The sequence below is a fragment of the Gracilinema caldarium DSM 7334 genome, assembly GCF_000219725.1.
GTDB lineage: Bacteria > Spirochaetota > Spirochaetia > Treponematales > Breznakiellaceae > Gracilinema > Gracilinema caldarium.
On record NC_015732.1, the window covers coordinates 2,242,431 to 2,265,121 of the forward strand.

Annotated in this window: 18 protein-coding genes; 3 read left to right on the plus strand and 15 right to left on the minus strand. The window is 45.7% G+C overall.

Going from position 1 to position 22,691, the window contains the following annotated elements:
* Positions 1-9 precede the first annotated feature (9 nt).
* From SPICA_RS10160 to SPICA_RS10170, 3 genes are all read right to left on the minus strand, one after another.
* The gene (locus SPICA_RS10160; RefSeq protein WP_013969418.1) at positions 10-1,389 is read right to left on the minus strand and encodes an ABC transporter permease; all 1,380 of its coding nucleotides are present in this window, start codon (positions 1,387-1,389) and stop codon (positions 10-12) included.
* On the minus strand, positions 1,371-2,066 hold the full coding sequence (locus SPICA_RS10165) for an ABC transporter ATP-binding protein (RefSeq protein WP_013969419.1): 696 nt from the start codon (positions 2,064-2,066) through the stop codon (positions 1,371-1,373). Before SPICA_RS10165 ends, SPICA_RS10160 begins: the two co-directional genes overlap by 19 nt.
* Positions 2,067-2,145: 79 nt before the next feature.
* Complete coding sequence (locus tag SPICA_RS10170) at positions 2,146-3,453, minus strand: efflux RND transporter periplasmic adaptor subunit (RefSeq protein ID WP_013969420.1); 1,308 nt, start codon at positions 3,451-3,453, stop codon at positions 2,146-2,148.
* Positions 3,454-3,603: 150 nt separating this feature from the next.
* Between SPICA_RS10170 and SPICA_RS10175 the strand changes: the two genes are divergently transcribed.
* Positions 3,604-5,334, plus strand: coding sequence for a sensor histidine kinase (locus tag SPICA_RS10175; RefSeq protein WP_169311875.1), 1,731 nt, complete (start codon positions 3,604-3,606; stop codon positions 5,332-5,334).
* On the plus strand, positions 5,327-6,094 hold the full coding sequence (locus SPICA_RS10180) for a response regulator transcription factor (RefSeq protein ID WP_013969422.1): 768 nt from the start codon (positions 5,327-5,329) through the stop codon (positions 6,092-6,094). The genes SPICA_RS10175 and SPICA_RS10180 overlap by 8 nt, the downstream gene beginning before the upstream one ends.
* A gap of 11 nt (positions 6,095-6,105) precedes the next feature.
* Here the strand turns inward: SPICA_RS10180 and SPICA_RS10185 are convergent, their stop codons facing one another.
* From SPICA_RS10185 to SPICA_RS10240, 12 genes are all read right to left on the minus strand, one after another.
* Entirely contained in the window at positions 6,106-8,199 is a 2,094-nt protein-coding gene (locus SPICA_RS10185; RefSeq protein WP_013969423.1) for a methyl-accepting chemotaxis protein, read from the minus strand.
* Between the two features lie 154 nt (positions 8,200-8,353).
* Positions 8,354-9,538 (minus strand): sugar ABC transporter permease, encoded by a 1,185-nt coding sequence (locus SPICA_RS10190; protein WP_013969424.1) that lies wholly within the window; start codon positions 9,536-9,538, stop codon positions 8,354-8,356.
* A gap of 9 nt (positions 9,539-9,547) precedes the next feature.
* Entirely contained in the window at positions 9,548-11,074 is a 1,527-nt protein-coding gene (locus tag SPICA_RS10195) for a sugar ABC transporter ATP-binding protein (RefSeq protein ID WP_013969425.1), read from the minus strand.
* Between the two features lie 160 nt (positions 11,075-11,234).
* Positions 11,235-12,347: a sugar ABC transporter substrate-binding protein gene (locus SPICA_RS10200; RefSeq protein ID WP_013969426.1), complete on the minus strand. Its 1,113-nt coding sequence runs from the start codon at positions 12,345-12,347 to the stop codon at positions 11,235-11,237.
* A 245-nt stretch (positions 12,348-12,592) separates the two neighbouring features.
* A complete protein-coding gene (locus SPICA_RS10205; protein ID WP_013969427.1) occupies positions 12,593-13,624 on the minus strand; it encodes a substrate-binding domain-containing protein in 1,032 nt (343 codons plus the stop codon).
* Positions 13,621-15,180, minus strand: coding sequence for a response regulator (locus SPICA_RS10210; protein ID WP_013969428.1), 1,560 nt, complete (start codon positions 15,178-15,180; stop codon positions 13,621-13,623). Before SPICA_RS10210 ends, SPICA_RS10205 begins: the two co-directional genes overlap by 4 nt.
* Positions 15,177-16,652 (minus strand): sensor histidine kinase, encoded by a 1,476-nt coding sequence (locus SPICA_RS10215; protein WP_041396213.1) that lies wholly within the window; start codon positions 16,650-16,652, stop codon positions 15,177-15,179. Before SPICA_RS10215 ends, SPICA_RS10210 begins: the two co-directional genes overlap by 4 nt.
* Positions 16,649-17,665, minus strand: a complete 1,017-nt coding sequence (locus SPICA_RS10220) for a substrate-binding domain-containing protein (RefSeq protein WP_013969430.1) — start codon at positions 17,663-17,665, stop codon at positions 16,649-16,651. The genes SPICA_RS10215 and SPICA_RS10220 overlap by 4 nt, the downstream gene beginning before the upstream one ends.
* A 32-nt stretch (positions 17,666-17,697) precedes the next feature.
* Positions 17,698-18,453 carry a leucyl/phenylalanyl-tRNA--protein transferase gene (gene aat / locus SPICA_RS10225; RefSeq protein ID WP_013969431.1) on the minus strand — a complete coding sequence of 252 codons (756 nt, stop codon included), beginning with the start codon at positions 18,451-18,453 and terminating at the stop codon, positions 17,698-17,700.
* Positions 18,454-20,895 carry an ATP-dependent Clp protease ATP-binding subunit ClpA gene (gene clpA / locus SPICA_RS10230; protein ID WP_013969432.1) on the minus strand — a complete coding sequence of 814 codons (2,442 nt, stop codon included), beginning with the start codon at positions 20,893-20,895 and terminating at the stop codon, positions 18,454-18,456. It abuts the gene before it with no gap.
* A gap of 18 nt (positions 20,896-20,913) precedes the next feature.
* Positions 20,914-21,225, minus strand: a complete 312-nt coding sequence (gene clpS / locus SPICA_RS10235) for an ATP-dependent Clp protease adapter ClpS (protein ID WP_013969433.1) — start codon at positions 21,223-21,225, stop codon at positions 20,914-20,916.
* A 100-nt stretch (positions 21,226-21,325) separates the two neighbouring features.
* The gene (locus tag SPICA_RS10240; protein ID WP_013969434.1) at positions 21,326-21,721 is read right to left on the minus strand and encodes a type II toxin-antitoxin system VapC family toxin; all 396 of its coding nucleotides are present in this window, start codon (positions 21,719-21,721) and stop codon (positions 21,326-21,328) included.
* Positions 21,722-21,911: 190 nt separating this feature from the next.
* On the opposite strand from SPICA_RS10240, the gene SPICA_RS10245 reads away from it, so the two are divergent.
* Entirely contained in the window at positions 21,912-22,688 is a 777-nt protein-coding gene (locus SPICA_RS10245) for an exodeoxyribonuclease III (RefSeq protein WP_013969435.1), read from the plus strand.
* Positions 22,689-22,691: the final 3 nt, after the last annotated feature.

Below are 22,691 nucleotides of genomic sequence, written 5' to 3' on the forward strand. Positions count from 1 at the left end.
AATTCTTCCTTATTCCTCACGTAGTGCATCGACAATGTCTGTATTGGCAGCCGTAAAAGCCGCAGGAACAGCAAAAAGACAGGCAATGACGATTGCCATAACCGAAACCTCGAAAGAAAGATCAAATCGTTGCGGTAATACCATCCCCCGAAGCTGACTTTTTTCCAAAATACTTTGCACAATTTTGGCAATTGGAAAAGAAAGGACAAAACCAATTACCGAACCTATCATTCCCAAAATAAGGGTTTCTATAAGGGTCTGTATCAGCATACTCCTTGATGTAGCACCCAGAGACCGCTGAATCGCAATAGATCGGGTTCTTCGGGATACCCGGCCAATCATCAAATTAAAAATATTTATCGATGCTGCTATTCCAACAGCACTGGCCATGAGGGCTAAAAGAGAAAGGATTTTAAGCCGTTTATCCAAATCTTTTTTAATTTTACTAATCTGAGTTTCGGCGACGACCTTATTTGCACCATATAGTTTAGTATAGAAAGCCTCTAAATTACGGGACACCATCGCAATATCCGCTCCCTTCCGGGCGGTAAAGGAGAGTTCCCCTACGCGACCAAAAAAGATCGCATTCGCCCCTCCACCGGCACCACCAGTCCGAGCTGTGCCTTCTCTCGTTGGCACGAATATTAATTCATCAAAAGAAACCGGTAAGCCCTCGGTACTGTAAGCATAGGGGACAAGCACACCAACAATTGTATATATTCTACCATTTAATCGAATTTTCTTATTCAGTACCTGTTTATCAGCATAAAGTTTTTTAGCCAACTCAGCTCCAACGACCGCTACCGCATTACTCTGGGTTACATCGCGGTCATCAAAAAGGATTCCTTCCTGAACCTTAAGCTCATAGGCAGTAAAAAAGGAAGCACTCGCCATATATCCTTGAACCTGTTCTAGAAGGGGGGTATCAACAACCTGCATGGCAGTATCCTGGTTTACACCCATCAGCTCAGGGGGCTCAAAGCCTCCTACCCCACCGGGACCAGCTCCAGGTCCTGAACCTGCAGCCGCACCGCCACCAAACGTAGTTGTGGTAAACCTCATATACCGTGCCTGATAGGACGCAATGATATCAGGATTATCTTCGAGAATCCTGGGCACATCCTGGAGATTAAAACGCACCGGCTCACTGGCAGTTGTATCAATTCGTACCGCCGCTTCACCGGTCCCCATAGCCTGGAACTGTCCCTTAACCGTAATTTGCCGGGCCTGAGGTTGTTGAGTAAATCGATCAAATACCTTATTGTAAGAACCGATAAGTGAGATAATCCCCGCAAGAATGGCTGTCGCCAAAGCAATACCCATAACAGCCAAAAGAGAGTCGCCCCAATGGATCCTGATTTGTCGCCAACTCAATTTAAATTTGTCCATGGCTCACGCTCCACAATCTGTTCGATACCTCCATCCTTAAGTTTCACCGTTCGAGATCCCTGGGCCCCTAATGTTTCATCATGGGTTACCATAACAATGGTCATACCTTCCTGATTCAGCTGATGCAGAATTTCCATAATTTCAGCGCCTTGATCAGAAGGCAAGTTACCTGTCGGTTCGTCAGCTAATAAAAAACCCGGATCATTGGCTAATGAACGGGCTATGGCAACCCGCTGCTGCTCACCACCCGATAGGGTAGTTGGCCGAGCATGAAGCCTGTGGGAAAGCCCCATCCGTTCAAGAAGCTCCTGAGCTCGTAGTTTCCGTTGCGTTAAAGAGACCCCAGCATATCCCATAGGAAGCATCACATTTTCCATTGCAGTAAGTTCTGGCAAAAGATGAAATTTCTGAAATACAAAACCAAAATGCCTGTTTCGAATTCGGGAAAGTTCAACATCCCGAAGCCCCATTACATCTCGCCCTTCAATACGGTAAACACCATCGGATGGCGAATCTAATAATCCAATAATATGCAGCAAGGTGGATTTTCCAGAACCAGAAGGTCCCATAATGGTCACAAATTCACCCCGCTCAATATCCAAGTTGATGTTCCTCAGTCCCACCACTTGTCTTGTACCTGTATTCCAGGCCTTAGTAATATTGGATAACTGCAGCATACAAACTCCTTCTCGTTACATATACGAGGCACAACATTCCAGACATTCAGATACTGTGCACCCCTCTGACGATACTTCTTTATTTAGTTTCTTCTACCGGGAAAGAATCCAGATGGATAAAATCACGATAGTCCGAAATAATGACCCGATCACCTTCATTAAGACCTGAAGTTACCTGAATATATGCTCCATCGGCCACACCAAACTTTACGGTTGCTTTTTTAGCTACTCCATTAGAGACCACATAAACATTGCTATAGTTCCCACTGGATAGGTAGGGGCCCCGGGGTAACACCAGGGCATCTGTAATCGTTCCTGCAACAATTTCTCCAGACACAGAAGCTCCAATAGTAGGCTTTTCAGGTTTAGACTTAAAGGCTGCAGTAACTAGAACAACTGAGCCAGAAGAACTGGAAGAACTCGTAGCAGTAGGTGCAATGGTTTCTACCTGTGCGGGATAATTAGTTTCTCCAATGTATATAGTCACCGGTAGCCCCTTCGTTATGGATCCTATTCTTGTCTCCGGCACATCCAGGGCGGCACGGCTATCACCAGCATTAGCCACCACTGCTAGTTCTTCATAGGCGCTTACAGTACCGCCAGATTCTACCGAAAGACTGTAAACCGTGCCGCCCCGGCTCGTGCGAACCGTATAGGCGGTGATCTCATCTTTTAAGTCCCTAATATCCTTTTCTAAAATGGTACGATCTGCCAAAGAATTTTTTAAATTCAACTGATAGTTTGCTTCAGCCTGATCTTGATTAATCTGAGCCTTAGCTAGAGTATCTTGAGCACTCTGTAATGTTAACTGTGCTGATAATAGATCCTGTTCAGAAGCAAGGCTTTTATCCTTTAATGCTTTAACTTTATCAAGTTCACGTTGAGCATCTTCTATAGATCGTTTCGCAGCGGCGATTTCTATAGCATACTGTTTACGGGTAAATTCCTGAATAACCTGAGATTGTTCAATTTGGTAGTTTAATTTTTCCAGAGATAATTGCTTACTCTGTAATTGAGATTTCAGATCAGATGTTTTAATCTGAAGCAATACCTGCCCAGCGGCTACCTGATCACCTTCCTGTACATAGAGCTGATCGATAACCCCGTCTCCAGGGGAGGTGATAATCTCTTTTTTAGAAAGCTCTAGAACACCCGAAACAGAAACAATATCCCGTATAGTTTTCTTTTCTACTGCTGTTATAGAGAGATTTTTTCCTACAACAGTAGTAGTCTGCGGCTTTACAGCATTAAAACTCGGGAGTGCCAAACCTGTAATACCAATAACTATGACAGTCCCCAGGATGATAAACCAGAGAATCGTGGATTTTCGACCAGTTCCTGGTGACTGATGCGATTCATCCTGAAAGATAGGACTTATATTTGGCATAGGTTTTTTCTCCTTACGGCATTAACAATACAACAATGTTTCGGCGGTATGGTTAAGGAGATGTAAAACCCCATGTTAAAATTGTAAAAAGAGAGGACACCGGCTCATCAATCTATGACAGAAGTTCACGTCCTTTGTTACAATAAAACTATGAGGTTTCTTAAACGATATTGGTCTCTGATTATAACCGGAGCTCTCATACCATTACTTATGCTGCTAGCGATCAATCAGCTCCAATGGGTGCAGGATCTGGGCATCCGTGAACGATACCGGCTGATACAGGGACTTCATGCAACGGCCACTCAGTTAGGAAACGCCATTCAAAATGAACTGGGTATTATTCCCATTGTTTTTGATATGGATGGAGACGAGATCTCCCAAAGCCTTGCCAAGGGGCACACCGATGAATTTTCAAAACGGTGGGAAGCCTGGCAAAGCTATGCACAGAGCCCGGATATCATTTCTGACCTTTATATCCTTTATATTGATGAACGGACAGCTTCTGCTGTTCCAGTGGTTTGGCAATGGAAAGACAGCAGCTTTCTTCAGGTAACGATTGACATACAAGATCCATCTCTTTTCATGTTTCCCCTTCGCCCCGGAGATTCAGGCAAACGCTTTACAATGCTGATCAGGGTTAATAATGAAATATTGGAACAAAAACTGATTCCAGCCCTGGCAGAGCAATATCTGTTTGGAAAAAATGATTATTATTTCAGAATTGTTGATACAGTAGAAAAGAACGTGGTCTATGAATCTTCAAACACGGATTCTCATATGCTTTTTGCGAATCCCGACATACGGTATCCGCTTCTGAAACCGGATTATTTATTTCTTTTTAATAGTTTACCCGATATGAGAGATCCTGGTTTTGAGACAGTACCAGCAATGACGATCTTGCAAATGCGCCGACAAAGTGCAAGGAATCAGGAAAATCCAGACCGTGTAGCAGAAGTATTTTTTGACCGGCGGCCACCGGAACAACGGGACAGAACTGAAAGAGCCCGTTGGGTTCTTGAAGCGGTTCACAAGTCGGGTTCCCTCAAGGCAGTGGTGAACATGTTCATAGTTCGAAATACAATCATCAGTCTGGGAACCCTGGTCCTTTTAGCCTTTGCATTAATTGCCCTTACTATTGCCGTCCGAAGGAATCAGGAACTAGCAGAACGTCAACAGGACTTTATTGCTACCGTTACCCACGAACTTAAAACACCGGTGGCGGTGATTGGCTCCGGAGCAGATAACCTTGCATCTGGGATCATTACTGACCCCCAGAGGACACAACAATACGGTACCATGATCCTGGAAGAAAGCAAAAAATTGGCCACCATGGTGGACCGCTTCTTAATCTATTCCAGACTTTCCAGCCATCGGCCGCTGGAGTTCACCAGATTGAACCTGCAGGACCTGATTCATTCAGTGTTAGATCTCTATAAACAACAGCTTGTAGAAGCTGAGTTCAGAGTAGAATGTATTACCCCCCATCCGGTATATGTTAATGGTGATATGCAAACCCTGAGTCTGGCCCTGGGAAATCTCATTAGTAACGCCATAAAACATGCCCGTGAAGGATTATTTCTGGGTATAGACCTCAGGAAAGAGAATCATACATGGGCAATTATTTCGGTCCGAGATCATGGTCCGGGAATTAGCCGGCAGGAACGGAAACATATTTTTGAGGCTTTTTACCGAGGTTCCGTTGCAAAGTCTAAGCAGATTCCAGGAAGTGGCCTTGGGCTCAACGTAGTCCGCAGAATTATCGAAACCCATGGTGGTACAGTGAGCTGTGAAATTTTTGGTGAACTTGGAACTATGTTTATCATCAAACTACCCATACCAGATCACATCAGCCTGCTCAGTAAAGAGGCACCCCATGAATAATCGTAATAGACTACTCCTTATAGAGGATGAACCAGGACTCATTCTGACGATCTCAGATAGACTCATAGCTGAGGGGTATTCCTGCGACACTGCCAAAGATGGATGTTCCGGTTTTAGTAAGGCAAAAACTGGTTTCTATGATCTTATCATCCTGGATGTAATGCTACCAGAAAAAAGCGGTTACGATATTTGCCGGGATCTTCGGGCATTAGGGCTAAATACCCCTATTTTAATGCTCACCGCCCGCAGTCAGATTATCGACCGGGTGCTGGGACTTAAGCTGGGGGCTGATGATTACCTTTGTAAACCCTTCGACATGAACGAACTACTCGCCAGAATCGAAGCACTCTTGCGAAGGTCTCAAAATCACCTCAATGAAATAGTATATAACCAAAACCAAAAAGGACAGGCTGACCCAGACTACATTGCAGGCGTCCGCAGCAATCAAGATAGACCAGGTGGAGTAGAAACCTATACCCATTTTACCGTCGATTTTCAGAAGGGGACCGTAGAAAGTCGGGGTGTTATACAAAACCTGTCCGCTCAGGAATATAAATTGCTTGCGTTTCTAACCCGTCATCCCGATGAAATTATCAGTCGGGACACGCTACTCGACGAGGTCTGGGGTTATGAAACCGAAACCACAACCCGCACCGTCGATGTCCACATCGCATGGCTCCGTAAAAAAATCGGCGACACTGAACCGGTTCCCTATCACATCCAGACCGTCCGGGGACTTGGGTATCGGTTTGTGCCATAAAGTAGGATGTTTTATTTATCACAGGCAGTCTCATCGCCGGTAATAAAACAGCCAATATAACTATCCATCGTGGCAAGGTTCTCGATAGTTTGCTTACTGGAATTAAGTACTACATGGGTTGTTTCTTCTATTTCTTTTGTTTCCAGTACCACCTGAGCCATTAAGGTTCTGATTTCAAAGGCTGATTCATGGAGATGCCCAATCTCATCACGGATAACAATCATGCCGGTAGACATTTCACCTGAAGAACCATACACCTGACTTGTAATGTCTTTCATTGCACCAAGGGCATCCAGAATCTGGCTTGAACCCTGCTTTTGTTCCTCCATGGCCTGTTGAATCTGCATCACCAGACTACCTGTTGCATCAATATGTCCGACCAAAGTATTATAGGCTTGGACCGATTGGGCTGAAGACTCAACAACCTCTTCTATAATGGATCCCATTTTTGCCAGGTTTGCACCAATCGTTTTAGATTGTTCACTGGCGGTTTCTGCAAGCCGTCTGATTTCTTCTGCTACCACGGCAAACCCTTTACCGGCATCTCCCGCATGGGCGGCTTCTATGGCTGCATTCATTGCAAGTAAATTTGTCTGACTTGCAATAGCTGCTATAGCCTCGTTGGCTTCTATCAGCGCTTTCGATTGATCAGATACTTCAGCAATATGTTCAGCAACTTCACGCTGAGTTTCTGAACCATGTTCAGTTGCCCGGTGAATGTCGATAAACTGCTGGGCCATCTTTTCGACAGTACCGGTAACAGAAGCAATGTTTCCGATCATTTCTTCTACCGCAGCCGAAGCCTGTTCTATGCTTTGAGTTTGGTGTTTAATAAGGCCATTTAGACTTTCGATGTTTTTTGTGATTTCCGTTGCGGCACTCATGGCTTCATCGGTACTGTTAACCTGTTCAATACACTTATTCTGTACGGTCTCTACTGTTTTATTAATATGTTCGGCGACCTGCGCAGTTTCTTTGCTTTCCTGTTCAAGAGCCATTCCAACCTTTGAAAGATTTTGTTGAGTCTGCTTTAACCCCCGTACAAGAGCCTGCATATTTTCGAGGAAAGCATTGACGTGATGCACCAGATCAGCAATCTCATCAGAACCATGAACCGTAAATCGTTGTGTTAAGTCTGCGTTGCCTTGGGCGAGATCCTTAAAGGCTACAACTGTCTTCTTTATATGTTTTGTAATTGAACGGGCAATTAGAATAGAAAGCATAATGGTAAACAAAAATGATACAACCGATAATACAACACTAAACATCAATGTTTTATTCACGATATCATTAATTTCTACCACAGGAACCGATATAATGAGTTTCCATTTTGATATAGGGTCGACCTCAGTGTAAAAACAGAGATACGATTTCTTAAAATTATCTGTATAGGTTCCAGAGCCACTTTGGTTGTTAAGTAGAGAGACACTGAGCTGGGATAAGCCCTTAAACCCCCTGCTATCGGCATCATTAATATTCAGATCCATCACCAGACTTTCATTCGGATGGGCTAGTATCATCCCCTCTGAGTCCACGAGCCATCCATAACCACTTTTATGAACCTTTAGCTGTTCAGCAATAACAGAAAGGGTCGAAAGCTTTATCTGGAAACCGAGCATTCCCGTAAGTCGACCATTCGAGTCCTTAATGGCTTGCACCATCACGACTATCGGGATCCCCCAATTTTGGTTGATTTCTGCCTTACCAATGACAAAATCTTCACCGGACTTTATCCGTTGAACAAAGTCACTATTACGAGAAGGATACCGAGCCCGTAAATCGTTGACCGTCAGTCCTTCATTGTTGGTATAAAATATGCCTAAAATTTCCGAAGAAACCCTTTTTTTATAATATTGTAATTTCTCAACCGCATTCTCATCATTAATTGTTTCGCTTGCAAGTAATTTTAGCTGAACCTGAAGTTTTTCCAGCAATTTCTGCAGGGTATCTGCTTTTGACTGAACCAATTGCAGCGTATCATCCCTGTTTAATTTTTGAATATCCGATCCGGTTCTCAGGCTAATTCCAAGGGTTAATAGGCTTACATTGATGATAGAGAGAAGACCAAAACTCAACACCATAATAGTCATTAAAGAACGTTTCATCACCTATCCTTCCCGCCTTGCAAACCATCTTAAAAAAAAGGGATGATCGAAAGCCTGCAGCCTGACCATCCCGTTTGATATAACTCTAACCGCCTAAGTGCCTCATTTACACTGTGGGCCTTCTAAACCTATTAAGGCGTCTGTGTATTATTGGTTATACTTTCCTCTTCCGGGAAGTTACATCAAAAATAACTGCGCCAACCAGGACAAGACCGCGAATAATGTATTGCAAAGATATATCGGTACCCATCAGGTTCATCCCGTTCATCAGGGACATATACACCAGGGCACCAATAAGGGATCCCGTAATAGAACCGATACCACCAGAGGCTGAAACACCGCCAATATAACAAGCGGCTATAGCGTCCAGCTCAAAGAGGGTACCTGCCTGGGGAGTGGCGGATTTAAGCCGGGCGGTAAAGAGAATACCCGCAAGGGCTGAAAGTAACCCCATGGAGGCAAAAACAAAGAGGGTAATCTTCTTGACATTAATACCGGAAAGTTCCGCCGCTTCGGGGTTACCACCTACAGCGAAAATATGGCGGCCGAGAACGGTTTTCCTTGCCAAAAAGTCATAGACAAAAACCACAACCATCATGATGACAAAGGTCCAGGATAGACCGTTAAAACCAGCCAGGATCCAGGTAATATAGGCTATAACCAGGGATAATAAAAGGAGTTTCAGGATAAACATAGGCATTGAGAGCACATCAAAATGATATTCCTGCTTCCGTTTCCGATCTAAAATCTGACTAACGACCATAAACAGTATGGCTAAAAGGCCTATGAATAGTGTTGTTTTATGGAGCCCGGGTAAAAAATTATCAAAGGGAAACAGCTCAGGGATATAGCCGTTTCCAAGTGCATTAAAGTCTTCGTTGGGAATTATAATAGTACCTGTAGCAGCAGTGGTTAGCATGAGGGCACCGCGGTAAATAAGCCAACCAGCAAGAGAAGAAACAAAAGCAGGTATCCCTAGGGTTGCCACAGGGAAACCGATCACAAAACCAGCAGCAGCACCAAGGACCAGCACCAGCAGAATAGATAACCAGGTATTCAGATGTACCTGGGTCATGAGCACTGCAGCGACGGCTCCAATAAAACCAGCCAAGAAGCCCACCGAAAGATCAATATGCCGAATAACAATAATCAAGGTCATTCCAACTGCCAGAACAGCGATATAACCGGTCTGGTTAAGCAGGTTGGCGATATTTCGCGATGAGAGGAAATTACCATTAGTTAATATACTGAAAATGATCATAATAGCTACGAGTGCTATATACATTGCATATTCCCGCAGATTTCTGCGGAGCATGGTTCTAATTTCTTTATATGCCATTTTATCCTCCTAATACTGAGTAGCAAGTTCCATTACCCGTTCCTGGGTAGCTTCACTGATTGGCAATTCGCCTCTTATTTGTCCGTTCGCCACTACATAGACTCTATCACTCATCCCGAGAACCTCCGGTAGTTCAGATGAAATCATCAGGATACTCATACCTCTGGCGACTAATTCATTCATCAGGGTATAGATTTCATATTTTGCACCCACATCAATACCCCGGGTAGGTTCATCCAGAATCAGTAGATCCGGTTTTGCAAAAAGCCATTTGGCTATTGATACTTTCTGCTGGTTTCCACCGGAAAGATTCACCACCAGCTGCTGAATACTCGGTGTTTTGATGGTGATATCCTTTACATATTCAGACGCCACCTGGATTTCTTTTTCATCAATGATTACACCCTGTTTTGTTGCAACTTCTTCCAGGTTTGCCATGGTAATATTGGTCCGAATCGGCTGAATAAGTACCAGGCCGTTTCGTTTGCGGTCCTCAGAAGCATAGGCCAGGCCCGCAGCGATTGCCTCAGAGGGATGGTTAAAACGCTGTGATTTGCCTTTAAAAATAAGTTCACCGGTAATTTCATAGCCATCAGGATTTCCGAAGAGGCTTCGGGCTAATTCGGTTCGGCCTGAGCCCATGAGGCCTGCAAGGCCAACAATTTCGCCACGGCGAATCTTAAAGTTGACATTTTTAAGAACATGGCGCCCTAATTTTGGATCAAAGGCAGTCCAGTCTTTTACTTCCAGTACTAAATCATCCCAAATGCGGGAATTCCGTTTGGGATATATATTTTCTATGGATCGGCCAACCATGTGCTTAATAAGCACCTGTTCGTTCACCTTATCCTTTTCACGATCCATCGTGCAGATGGTTTTACCATCCCGCAGGACCGTAATGGTATCTGCAATACTGAGAACTTCCTTTAATTTATGGGAAATCATAATACAGGTTACACCCTGACTCTTGAGTTCCCGTATGATATTCAATAGGTTTTCGCAGTCATCTTCATTAAGTGCTGCAGTAGGTTCATCGAGAATGAGTAGTTTTACATTTTTACTGAGGGCTTTCGCAATCTCAACCAATTGCTGTTTTCCGATACCCAAATCTTTTATCTTGGTAGTAGGGTTTACTTTTAAGTGAACCCGTTCCAAAAGATGTTCTGTTTCTTTGATCATCTCATGGACATCTATCGAAATCCCTCTGCGGATTTCATGTCCTAAGAGTACATTTTCATAGACCATCATCTCGGGAACTAAAGCCAGTTCCTGATAAATGATGCCTATTCCAGCGCTTTCACTGTCATGAATGCCATTAAATTTTACTTCTTTGCCATCAAAAAGAATCTTCCCTTCAAACTCATGGTGCGGATATACTCCGCTTAATATTTTCATCAAGGTTGATTTGCCAGCTCCATTCTCACCAACCAGACAGTGGATTTCACCTTTCTTAACCGAAAAGGTAACATCACTTAAAGCCCGAACACCCGGGAATGTCTTGGTGATATGCTGCATTTCCAATATGGATTCGCTCATTGCAGTACCTGCTTACAAAAAATTAAAGGACTGATAAATGGATTGTCCGGAACCCAAGGGATCCGGACAACCACATTCCCAGACATTTTTCAGCCTAAGGGGCTGTACATTTCTTGGACTGTACAGCCCATAGCTTGTACAGTCCTGCGAGCATTTTTAGTTATTTATTAAGACCGGTGAACTTGTCAGCTGTCCAGTAACCGGAATCGATGATTTCTTTCTTTACATTTTCTTTGGTTACGGTCACGATAGCGGTGGGTTTTGCAGGAACATCCTTCTTACCATTGTTGTAGTAGGAGGTAACAGGAGGAGTCTGGCCCTTCATATAGGCTATCGCTGCATTGATAGCATCCTGAACCAGGGTGCGAACGTCTTTAAGAACGGTCATGGACTGCTTGCCATCGATAATGTACTGGATAGAAGCAATTTCAGCATCCTGTCCGGTGATATAGTACTTGGTAACAGCCTTGTCAGCAGCGAAAGCATCGGCGATTGCCCGGGCGGTACCATCATTGGGAGCACAAATATATACGGTGCCTTTGGCTTCAGGACCAACAGCGGTCAGGTTAGCTTCGGCTTTGCTCTTTGCATCGTTAAAATTCCAGTTGGTGGTAACCTGGCCGATAATCTGGGCCATTTCATCCCGGGTGAGCTTTGCCTTGTCTTTCAGAGCCACTGCCTTATCGGAGTTGCGGACGATATAGGTACCATCGGCAATCTTGGGCTGGAGCTTGCTCCATGCGCCTTCGAAGAAGATAAAGGCATTGTTGTCGGAAGCAGCACCGGCATAGATATACAGGTTATTATTTTTAGAGCCAGCGGGGACCTTGGAATTGAGATAGTCACCCCAAGCAGCACCAACCTGGAAGCTGTCAAAGGTTACATAGTAGTCTACAGCGGTGGTATCCCGGATGAGGCGGTCATAGGAAATGACCTTTACACCAGCCTTGGCAGCAGCTTCTGCAGCGGCAGCTGCAGCAGTACCATCATGGGGGCAAATAACAAGAACTTTAATTCCCTGGCTGATAAGGGCTTCTACGTTGGCCTTTTCCTTTGCGGAATCACCCTGGCTAAAAAGAACGTTTGCAGTAAAACCAGCAGCTTTCAGGGCATCCATGAACCGGGTCTGGTCCTGAATCCAGCGGGGCTCATCCTTGGTTGGGAGAACGATACCAACCTGGGTTTTTCCGGCTTCACCTTGGCCGCTTGCGAAGACGCCGCCAATAACGGCTACAGAAAGCAGTGCAATGAACAAACCACGTACGAGTTTCATTGCTTCCTCCTACATTGGGACTTTTTCTCTGCAGTTACTAGGAACTGCAGTGGCAGGCAGATCTTACTACCCCTACCGAGCATTAGTGTCCCTCGATTTACTACATCCTGCAGCAAGAAAGAATTTACATTATGCTAGTATTTTTTAAGTTTTTATAAGTTTCTTTAGTAATAGCACTTTTTTAACATTAAATCTGGTCAATAATGTCCTATTCGCATGCAAACGAGGTGCTTCTTTATTATGGATTAATGATTTGAGACATTTCTGAAAACATCTTCACGCTGATGGAAACCATCCTTTATAACTGTAGCCTCCAAGCTCTCTTTGGTAACCAGTATTGGTTCCAGTTTTACATAGGGAACTTCATACAATCCATCATTAATAGTTTCGGTGGCGGGAAGTTTTTCACCCTTTGCTAGCATTACCGCCAGGGCAGCAGCTTTTAACGATAATTTTTCAATTGGTTTATAAATGGTTGCATACTGACTCTCTTCAGCAACCCGCTGACATGCTGAAAGTTCCGCATCCTGCCCCAATACCAGGGTTTTGCCCAGCATTCTGTTTTCAGAAAGCACTCCAATCACCGTTTCTGCCAGCATATCATTGCCACAAAGAACTACATCGATATTTTTCTCTTCCGAAAGGAGCATTTCAAACCGGGATTTTACCTCATCACTGATCCAGTCCGAAGGCCATATTTCCTTTACCAGTTGGATAGTTCCTGTGGCGATCTGGGGACCCAGAACTTCATGGTAACCTCGATTAATCATATAAGCATTATTGTCAGTGATTGCACCGTTTATAATAATATAGTTTCCCTTTGGTCTTGCCATAAGAGCGGTATGAGCCATGAGGTACCCAACCTGCACATTATCAAAGGAAATATAGAGATCCACATTCGCACGATTCACCAGACGGTCGTAACTAATAACTGGTATACCTTTTCGCTCCACCATACGACAGACTTCTGTCAACTTATCCGCATGATTCGGAATAACAACCAGCACATCAATGCCTGAATCTACAAGGTTCTTGATTTGGGCTATCTGGGTATCCGCATCCTGATTAGCAACCCGTAGTTTTACTGTCGCATCCAGATCTGTAGCAGCCCTGGTAAAGCTATCCACATCCCGGCGCCAGCGTTCTACTACAAGAGAATCAAGGGATAATCCAATGATAGGTTTATAACCTTCACCGTTGGTATTAGTTCTGGTACATGAAACAGACATGATGATAGCAACAAATACGACCACACTGGCAAAGAGTATTCTTTTCATTTCGTCTCTACTCCTTCAGGATTTTGTTTTAGAAAATCCATATATTCAGTGGGAGTCATACCAATCCAATTTTTAAAAAGGCGGGTAAAATAGTTTGGATCCTGATACCCACAGGCGACACTCACTTCCCGTACCGAAACAGTACCCTGAGCAAGAAGCTCCTTTGCTTTTTTTAACCGGTATTCAATCAATGTTCGAGCAAAACCATTCCCTAATTCTTCAGAAAAAAGTCGGGACAAGCTGGCGGGAGCAATCCCCAGCATATCCGCTACCTGTTCGAGACTGATGGGCTCTGCAAAATGATTTTCCATGTATAATAAAGCCCGTTTTAAGGTGGGAGAAAAGCTTTTCTTTTCTCTGGCCTTATCAATAATTCTTCTGAGAGTATCTTGAGCTTTTTCAATAAACGCGGAAAGCAGCCCCCCATTCCAGCGTGTCAGGAACTCTTCGTAATTGAGTAATACCTTAGTTTCATGTTCAGCAATCGAAGCCTTTTCAGAGACTTGTACCACAATCATGGTAAGGATGCTGAGGAACCGATAGAGACTATGGGTTTCACTGATACCCCTCGCAAGAATTCGGCTAAGAATTTCTTCATATAACCGTTGTACTTGTCCTAAGTTGGAATCCATAAGTGCAATCATAAGTTCCCGGTCAAGACTCAAGGGCCAGAGCAACTGCTCGTCTCCTTCTTTTATGTTACCTTGATGCACATAACGGGCCAAAGCGGATTTCCATGAAGGAGTTAAATTCTCTAAAGGAAAGATCTCACCGGGATACAGGGCAATATGGCCCAGATGTATTTCTAAAGCAAAGGCAGTTTCAAAACGGCCTATCCAATCCATAAGGAGATTGGCATCCTTATGCTTCAATGGTACTACAATGGGCAAATACTGGTTTTCCTCAAGGCTGCCCCCGATAGCCTCGGTTTTATACTGGATATACTCAGCAAGCCTTTTAAAAAGACTTTGTAATGGCTCATCCTCTGAGGACCGAATAAAGGCAATAAGAATCACAGCCCACTCAGTTTGCAGATTCAGGGCCTTTTTAATCAGAAACAATTCCCGTCCATACTCTAAGCCATGTTTTATTCGATAAAAAAAAGCATCTCTTATCAGGGGCGCTAATTGATGATCCTGTTCAGTTAATGTGAGCCTGAGCTTTTCCAGTTCTCTGCTCCGTTCTAGATACTGGGTAGCGGACTGCAGAGCTGTTTCCAGCCGCTCCCTGGATACGGGTTTTAAAATATAATCACATACCCCCAAACTCAGGGCTTCCCGGGCAATATCAAAACGTTCATAGGCTGTGATGAGAATAAACGCCTTGGGATTTCCCTGACCTGCAATGGTTTTAATCGCTTCCAGGCCGGAAATGCCTGGCATCTGTACATCCATGAGCAAAATGTCCGGAGATAATTCCCGGGCTTTTTCTATCGCATCACGCCCCGAAGAGGCACTGCCTACAACGGTAAAATCCTCAGAGAAATATCGTTTAAAAAGCAGGGTTAACCCTATAACAATCGGTTGTTCATCATCTACAATAAGAACTCGTTTCATCCATGCAGCTCCATGGGAATATAGAGAATAACCTTACTCCCCTGCCCTTCCGTACTTTCTATCGAAACCCGGCCCCTGCCGGCTGTAGAAAGGGTGACTCGCCGAATAACGTTAAAGAGCCCGATACCGCTATGTTCTGCGGTATCATCCAACTTGGCGGCCTTCATGGCTTCTTCGATATCTTCTTTTTTCATTCCCTTGCCTGTATCCGCAACAGCGAGCAGTATTTGTCGTGTGTTTTCATCCAAACTTACCGAGATGGTTACCGTACCACCCTGTTCAAGGTCATGCAGTCCGTGGGTAATGGCATTTTCAATAAGAGGTTGTAATACGAGGGCAGGAGTCTCATAAGAGAGTGCCCGTTCATCAACCTGAATAGCAAATTGGTAGCGTTCGGCGAAACGAAGCTTCAGAAGCCAGATATATTTACTCACACAATCTAGTTCTTCCGAGATAGGGACGAAACGGTTTGTTGGCCTAAGAACATAGCGGATAAACTCAGCTAATTTTTCAAGAAATTCCGCAGTGGTCTCATCATGTTCGGCCAGGGCCAACTGCCAGCCTGCAGAAAGGGTATTATAGAGAAAATGGGGATTTATCTGGGTCTGGAGTGCCAGGAGTTCCGCATCTTTCAATTTATGCTGATAGTCGAGCATTTGCATTTTCTGTTCGAGCAGTAGTTTCTCCAGTTCAGCTTTTTTATTAAGTTCTTCAAAGGCATTCTGAATGCTTTTCTGCATACGTTTAAAAGCCTGATTTAACGTACCAATTTCATCATCCTCTTCGTAGGGGGGCAGATTATAGGAATAATCACCCCGTTCTACCGCCTTCACCGTCTCAGAAAGATGTTCCAGAGGTTCTGTAAGGATCGAAGAATACCGCATCATAAAGATAGAACTTACGAGAAATGCCAGAACAATGAGCAGTAGGTTGAGAAAAAGAACCAGATTGATATTAGTCCGGTATCCCATAAAGGATGTAAGGGCTTCGTCCAGATAGATGGTGTTCATTTTATCAAGCAAAAATTTAATAAGCCCTTCTATTTTTTTTGCTTCATCATACTGGCTCACATAACTACTGACATTGCGGCCCCGTTTTGCTTGCACTGCGTTTTCAGTGGAAGCCAGGTAATTGTCTAGAAGAACAGCCAGATTGCGTTCCAGTAAAAAGAGCTGATCATCCTTTATTTCCCGATTCAGTTTGCCCGCCAGAACCTGCAGATCGGAGGCAAACCTGATATAGTCTTTAAGGGATTCAGAATTTTTAGCTCGGAGGTATGCGGTAAGATTATTCTGGGTTTCATCCAGATTCTTCCGGATATTCTTAAGAACCAGATTATTCTGTAAGAGAAGATCGAAACTTTTAGCAAGCTCCAGAGACGCAATTCCTGTATATATTGTAACAATTGAAAGAATAAAGAGTATAACCAGAGAGTTAAGCACAATCCTGTTCCGCAGGCGATGTCGCATCATTTTGTTGCCTTTCCATATTTTGTATACGTAGAAACCTTACTGATAGGTGCAAATTGAGAAGTTATGCCCTCTTGTGAAAGGGCGAGTACTGCGGTCTCTCCCATCTTAATGGCATCCCGTACGATGGTTGCCTGAATTATTCCCTTTTCAAGCAGCCGTGCCACATCCAGGTCCTCATCGGCACCAATGATCACAATTTTACCTACCAGGCCTCGGTCAATGATAACCTGGGCAGCACTAACTGTACTGCGGGCATTGGTGCAGATAAAACAGTTCAATTCAGGGTAGCGTTCAATCATGCTAGTACAGACCGCTTCCCCACCAAGTATATTCTCCTCTTCCCGTTCAGCGGTTACAATCTTCCCCATCTGTTTTCTGTTCAATTCAAAAATGGCCCCATTAAGGAAGGGTTCTTCTGAGATAATAAAGGAATTGGGATTCCCTGCAGGCAAAATAACACCGATTCGTGCATCTTTTCCGAGAAGACCCAGGGCAGTACTTACCGCTTCCGATCCCTGGATAAAGGAATCGCTTGTTACGAGGGCCGGGATTCCCTGTACTGGCTGGTCCATAGCAATAGGTACAAAAGGGACCAGTTTTTCCCTGGCCTTGTCAGTAAAGCCTTTTATATCGCTTCCCGGAGGAAAATACATAAGTATCCCATCGGGTTTTGAACGCAGGGCAATGTCAAATAAACGGTAGGCTTCAGCGGAAAGGAAGGATTGGCTGACCTCTACATCTGAGGAATAGGTTAACAGTTCCAATCCTGCTGACTCTTTGGTAGCTCCCTGTTGAATCCCATAATACAGGTTAATGAAAAAGGGATCTGAAATTGCTGGCAATATGGCTATAAGGTGCTTTTTTACTGTTTTGAGTGTCCCTGGATTCCTCAATACCGATCTACCTAGTACCTCCCGGCTTTTCCCGATAAGCATAATATTTAAGCCCGTCGTAATGGTGAGGGCGATACTAAAGATGATAAGTAACACGAGACTTAACCAGTTTTTCCGCATGTATTTATTGTACCATGAGGGACGCTGAAAGGCTATTGTATTTCTGTATAGCGGTCAGCCCAGGAACCGCGCCGGTCCGCCGTATCCCGGCCGAGTATCTCCCTCACTGAAAGGGCCTTTTGTAAAAGTTGTAAGAAGGAGCTGCGGTCCAGTTCCTGACCGCCTAAACTCTGGAGATGCGGGGTGGGTACCTGGCAATCTATAAAGTCCAGTCCATCCTCGAATAGGTTTTTTGCAAGTGTTAAAAAGGCCGCTTTGGAGGCGTTCGGATACCGGGCAAACATGGATTCACCGCAGAATACGTTCCCGAGCCGTAACCCATAACAGCCGCCTACCAGCTCCCCTTCGAGATAGGCTTCCGCACTGTGAGCCCAGCCGAGATGGTGCAACCTTGTATAGGCTTCTATAATATCATCGGTTATCCAGGTACCTCCCTGACCAGGCCTCGGAACAGAACCGCAACCGTGAATGACCTCTTCGAAATTGGTATCGAACCGGATGGTAAACATTCCTTTTTTAAAGATTTTTCGCATCGATTCAGAGATATGGAGGGTCTCAGGATAAATCACAAAGCGGGGATCGGGAGATTGCCAGATGAGGGGGTCCTCCGGATTGTACCAGGGGAATATTCCCTGTTCATAGGCAGAGAGGAGCATCCCCGGTGAAAGGTTGCCCCCGACAGCCACAATCCAGTCGTCACAGTGTTCGGGATCGGGAAAGGTAAAGCGTTCTTCCTCGGTCAGATAGGGAAAATGCGGGTCCGGACCGGGCCCGCGCCAATACCCCATTTAGGAAACCACCTCGATACGGTATGCACCGTTGGACCAGTCTGCGCGGGCCACTCCGCCAGAGGCAAGCCGGCCAAAGAGGACCTCATCTACAAAGAAGCTCTTAATTTTATCTTCTATTAGTCTGCTCACATTGCGTGCGCCGAATTCACGACTGTATCCATCCTTAGCAAGCTGCATGATACAGGTCTCGGTCACTTCCAGCACAACCTGCTTTTCAGCCAACTGCATCCTGAAGGCGTCCAATTCCTTGCGGACTATGGATGCCACAATGTCCTGGTTCAGGTGGCCAAAGCGGACCACCGCATCCAGGCGGTTTCGGAATTCGGGGGTAAAGATCCGCTCTACCGCCCCATCCACCACCGCCTCATCGAGGATCCGTTCCCCAAAACCAATGAGGCTTTTGCCGATATCCCGGGCACCGGCATTGCTGGTCATGATAAGCACCACATTGCGGAAGTCGGCTTTTCTGCCGTTGTTGTCGGTCAATGTAGCATAGTCCATAATCTGTAAAAGTATGTTGAAGATATCCGGATGGGCCTTTTCTATTTCGTCCAGCAGAACCACCGCATGGGGCTGCTTGCGAACCGCATCGGTTAAGAGCCCGCCCTCTTCATATCCCACATACCCGGGAGGAGACCCAATAAGCCTGCTCACGGTATGCTTTTCCTGATATTCACTCATATCAAAGCGATGCATGGCAATGCCCAACACATCCGCCAGACTCCGGGCGAGCTCAGTTTTACCTACCCCCGTAGGACCAACAAAGAGGAAATTGGCAATGGGCTTATTGGGAGCACGGAATCCAGCCCGGGATCGTTTTACCGCCCGAACGACGGCTTCGACCGCCGCATCCTGGCCGAAGATTCGCTCCTTGAGGCGGCTTTCGAGGAACCGGAGCTTATCCTTTTCATTTTCTCCAACCGTGCGTTCGGGAATCCGGGCAATCCGGGCTACCACAGTTTCGATCTGAGGAACATCAATCTCTATAATAGGCAGAGCATCCAGGTTTTCAGGGGCAAAGGCTGCCTCTGTATCTGTCTGGGCCTCTGCCTGAGATTCTGCGGTGGTGGGGACATTGGTGTCTACCCGGACTTCCCCCGCTGTCTCTGCATCCTGATTTTCCCGAGCCTTAAAGGCCTGGATCCGGGCAAAGGCACCGGCCTCATCGATCACATCGATGGCCTTATCGGGAAGACGCCGCTCGGTGATAAACTGGGCAGAGAGGCGCACCGCCGTTTCGAGGGCCGCATCGGTATAGCGAACGCGGTGGAATTCTTCATATTTGTGCCGGAGCCCCTTAAGAATCGCAATCGCATCGGCCTCACTGGGCTCGTTTATATCAATTTTCTGGAACCGGCGCGAAAGCGCCCGGTCCTTATCGAAATACTTGGTGTATTCTTCGTGGGTTGTGGAGCCAATACAGCGAATCTTGCCTGAGGTCAGCGCAGGTTTCAGTAAATTCGAGGCATCCAGGGAGCCCCCTGAAGTCGCACCGGCACCCACCAGGGTGTGAATTTCATCAATAAAAAGGATGGCCTTTTCTTTTTTCAGGATTTCATCCACCACCTTCTTAATTCGTTCCTCAAAATCACCCCGGTACTTGGTTCCTGCCACAAGGGCACCCATGTCCAAAGCGTAGATTGAAAATCCCCTCAAGGTCGGCGGCACATTGCCTGCCACAATTCGCTGGGCAAGCCCCTCGGTAATGGCGGTTTTCCCCACACCGGAATCCCCCACATGGATGGGATTATTTTTCAGGCGGCGGCACAGGACCTGGACCGTTCGATCCAGTTCGTGTTCCCGGCCAATCACAGGCTCGAGCTTGCCCTCCCGAGCCAGGGCAGTCAGGTCAGTAGTAAACCGCTCTAGGGCACTCTTACGGGCCGGCCGCATGCGCGGTTCAGCCTCGATACCGCTATCAGCCTCTGCATCTTCTCCGTTCTCTTCATTTTTTTCTTTCCATGAGCCTGAAGCGGCTGGGTCCCCATTATCCCCCTCCTCTTCCGATTCATCCCCAAAACGGATCCCATGGGAAAGCACCTCAAGAAGGTCAATCCGTTTTACACCGGCTTTACGCAGATAATAGGCACAGTAATTACGCTCCTCATCATAGAGGGACACGAGAATATCAGCCACATCGAGTTCTTTTTTTTGGGCCGATTGGCTTTGGAGTACCGCCCGTTCAAGTACGCTCTGAAACCCCACCGTCTGGGTAGGTTCCATGTTCTGGACCACCGGAACTTTCTGCTCAAAATAGTTTTCCATACCGCTTTTTATCTGGTTCAGATCCGCACCGCAGGCGAGCAGAACCTGCTGAACCTCCTCAAAGGCCAGGGCGGCATAAAGCACATGTTCGGGGGTTAAATATTCGTGATTCCGAACCTTGGCTTCATTATAAGCGGCATTGATTATAGCCTGCACATGGCGGCTGATTTGCATACAAAACTCCTCTTAAGCTTAAGCTTTTTCTACAACACAACGAAGGGGGAATTCGGATTGCCGGGCTAGACTGTGCACCTGCTCAGCCTTGGTGATCGCTATATCCCAGGGATACATTCCAACCACCCCCCTGCCCTTTTTATGAACATCCAGCATGATCCGTTGGGCTTCCATCTCATCCTTGTGAAACACCATTATTAAAACAGCAACTACAAAGTCCATGGTGGTATAGTCATCATTAAGCAGTACCACCTGGTATTGCTCTGGTTCCTGCAGTTTCTGTTCCTGTTTTGGCTTTAAAAGGGTACCCAAACTCATGCGTTTAGACATCCATCATCCCCTCATTATTCTATCAATAAAGATAGCTAAAAAAAGATGATAATACAACGGGTTGATGAATGGAAAGGACATCCACTTCCCTGGTAAAGCCTTACCAAACAGTCATTGCTCCGAGCCCAGCTATGGCAGAATCACAGGTGAGGACAGAGATGTTTGATATTATAGCCTGGGCCGCAATCATCCGATCAAAGGGGTCCCGATGTTCTCCGGGTAAGGATCCAGCTTTAAGAGCATGTGACCAACTGATGGGGAACTCAATGAATCCATCTTCCCATACTCGTTGCTCCCAGTCAGTGATAACCAGAAATCCTTGAGGATACTTGCCTATACGATATTTCGTTGCTACTTCCCAGGCTGAGGCCACACTCACAAGACAAGGGTTCTCCCGATCCTTAATAAGGGACAAAACCCGTGGTGAGAGGCGTCCAGGATCTGACCACCACCAGAGCAGTGTACAGGTATCAAGTAAATAGGTCATGATTCCCATGCCTGTAATTCATCCTCTGGCAATGGTTTAAAAAAGTCATCCCCTGGTCCATCATGATATCGACCAGGGACTCGTTCCGCTTTTTTTCAAGGGGTACCAGGCGTGCCCAGGGTTTGCCTGCCTTGGCTACAAATACCTCGTTACCAAAACCCTTGCGGAGACATCTTTTTTTTCCTATAGTTCAATCACAATGCGTATACTTTCCTGGAACGTGAATGGCCTGCGGGCGGTGGAAAAAAAAGGATTTGTTCAATGGATGCGGGATGAATCGGCCGATGTGGTATGTATTCAGGAAACCAAGGCCCATCCAGGACAGCTCTCGCCGGAACTGCTTGAACCTGTTGATGCGGAAGGGAAACCCTACAAATCCTACTGGGCTTCTGCCAAGAAAGCCGGATATTCGGGTACTGCTATCTACTCAAGAATTGAACCCTTGAACATACGGACCATGGGAATTAAGGATTTTGATGATGAAGGCCGGGTCCTTATTGCCGATTTCGATCGTTTTACCCTTATCAGCGCCTATTTTCCCAATTCCCAGGAAGCAGGAGCGCGGCTGGATTACAAGCTCGCATTCTGTGACGCCATGCTGGAAACCTGTAACAAGCTTGTCCAGTCGGGGAAAAATATCATTCTCTGTGGAGACTATAATATAGCCCATACCCCCATAGACCTGGCCCGTCCGGAAGACAATGAGGAAAATCCGGGCTACCTGCCGGAAGAACGGGCATGGATGACCAAATTCCTTTTTGCGGGTTATGTGGATACCTTCCGGGCTGAACATCCTGGTGAAGGGGGCCATTATACCTGGTGGTCCTACCGTACGAGAGCCCGGGAACGGAACATAGGCTGGCGTATTGACTACCATTGTGTCAACGAGGCTTTTCAGCCTGAAGTACAAAGATCAATCATTAGGCCGGAAGTTACCGGTTCAGATCATTGTCCCATAGAAATAGTTGTAAGGTAGGTA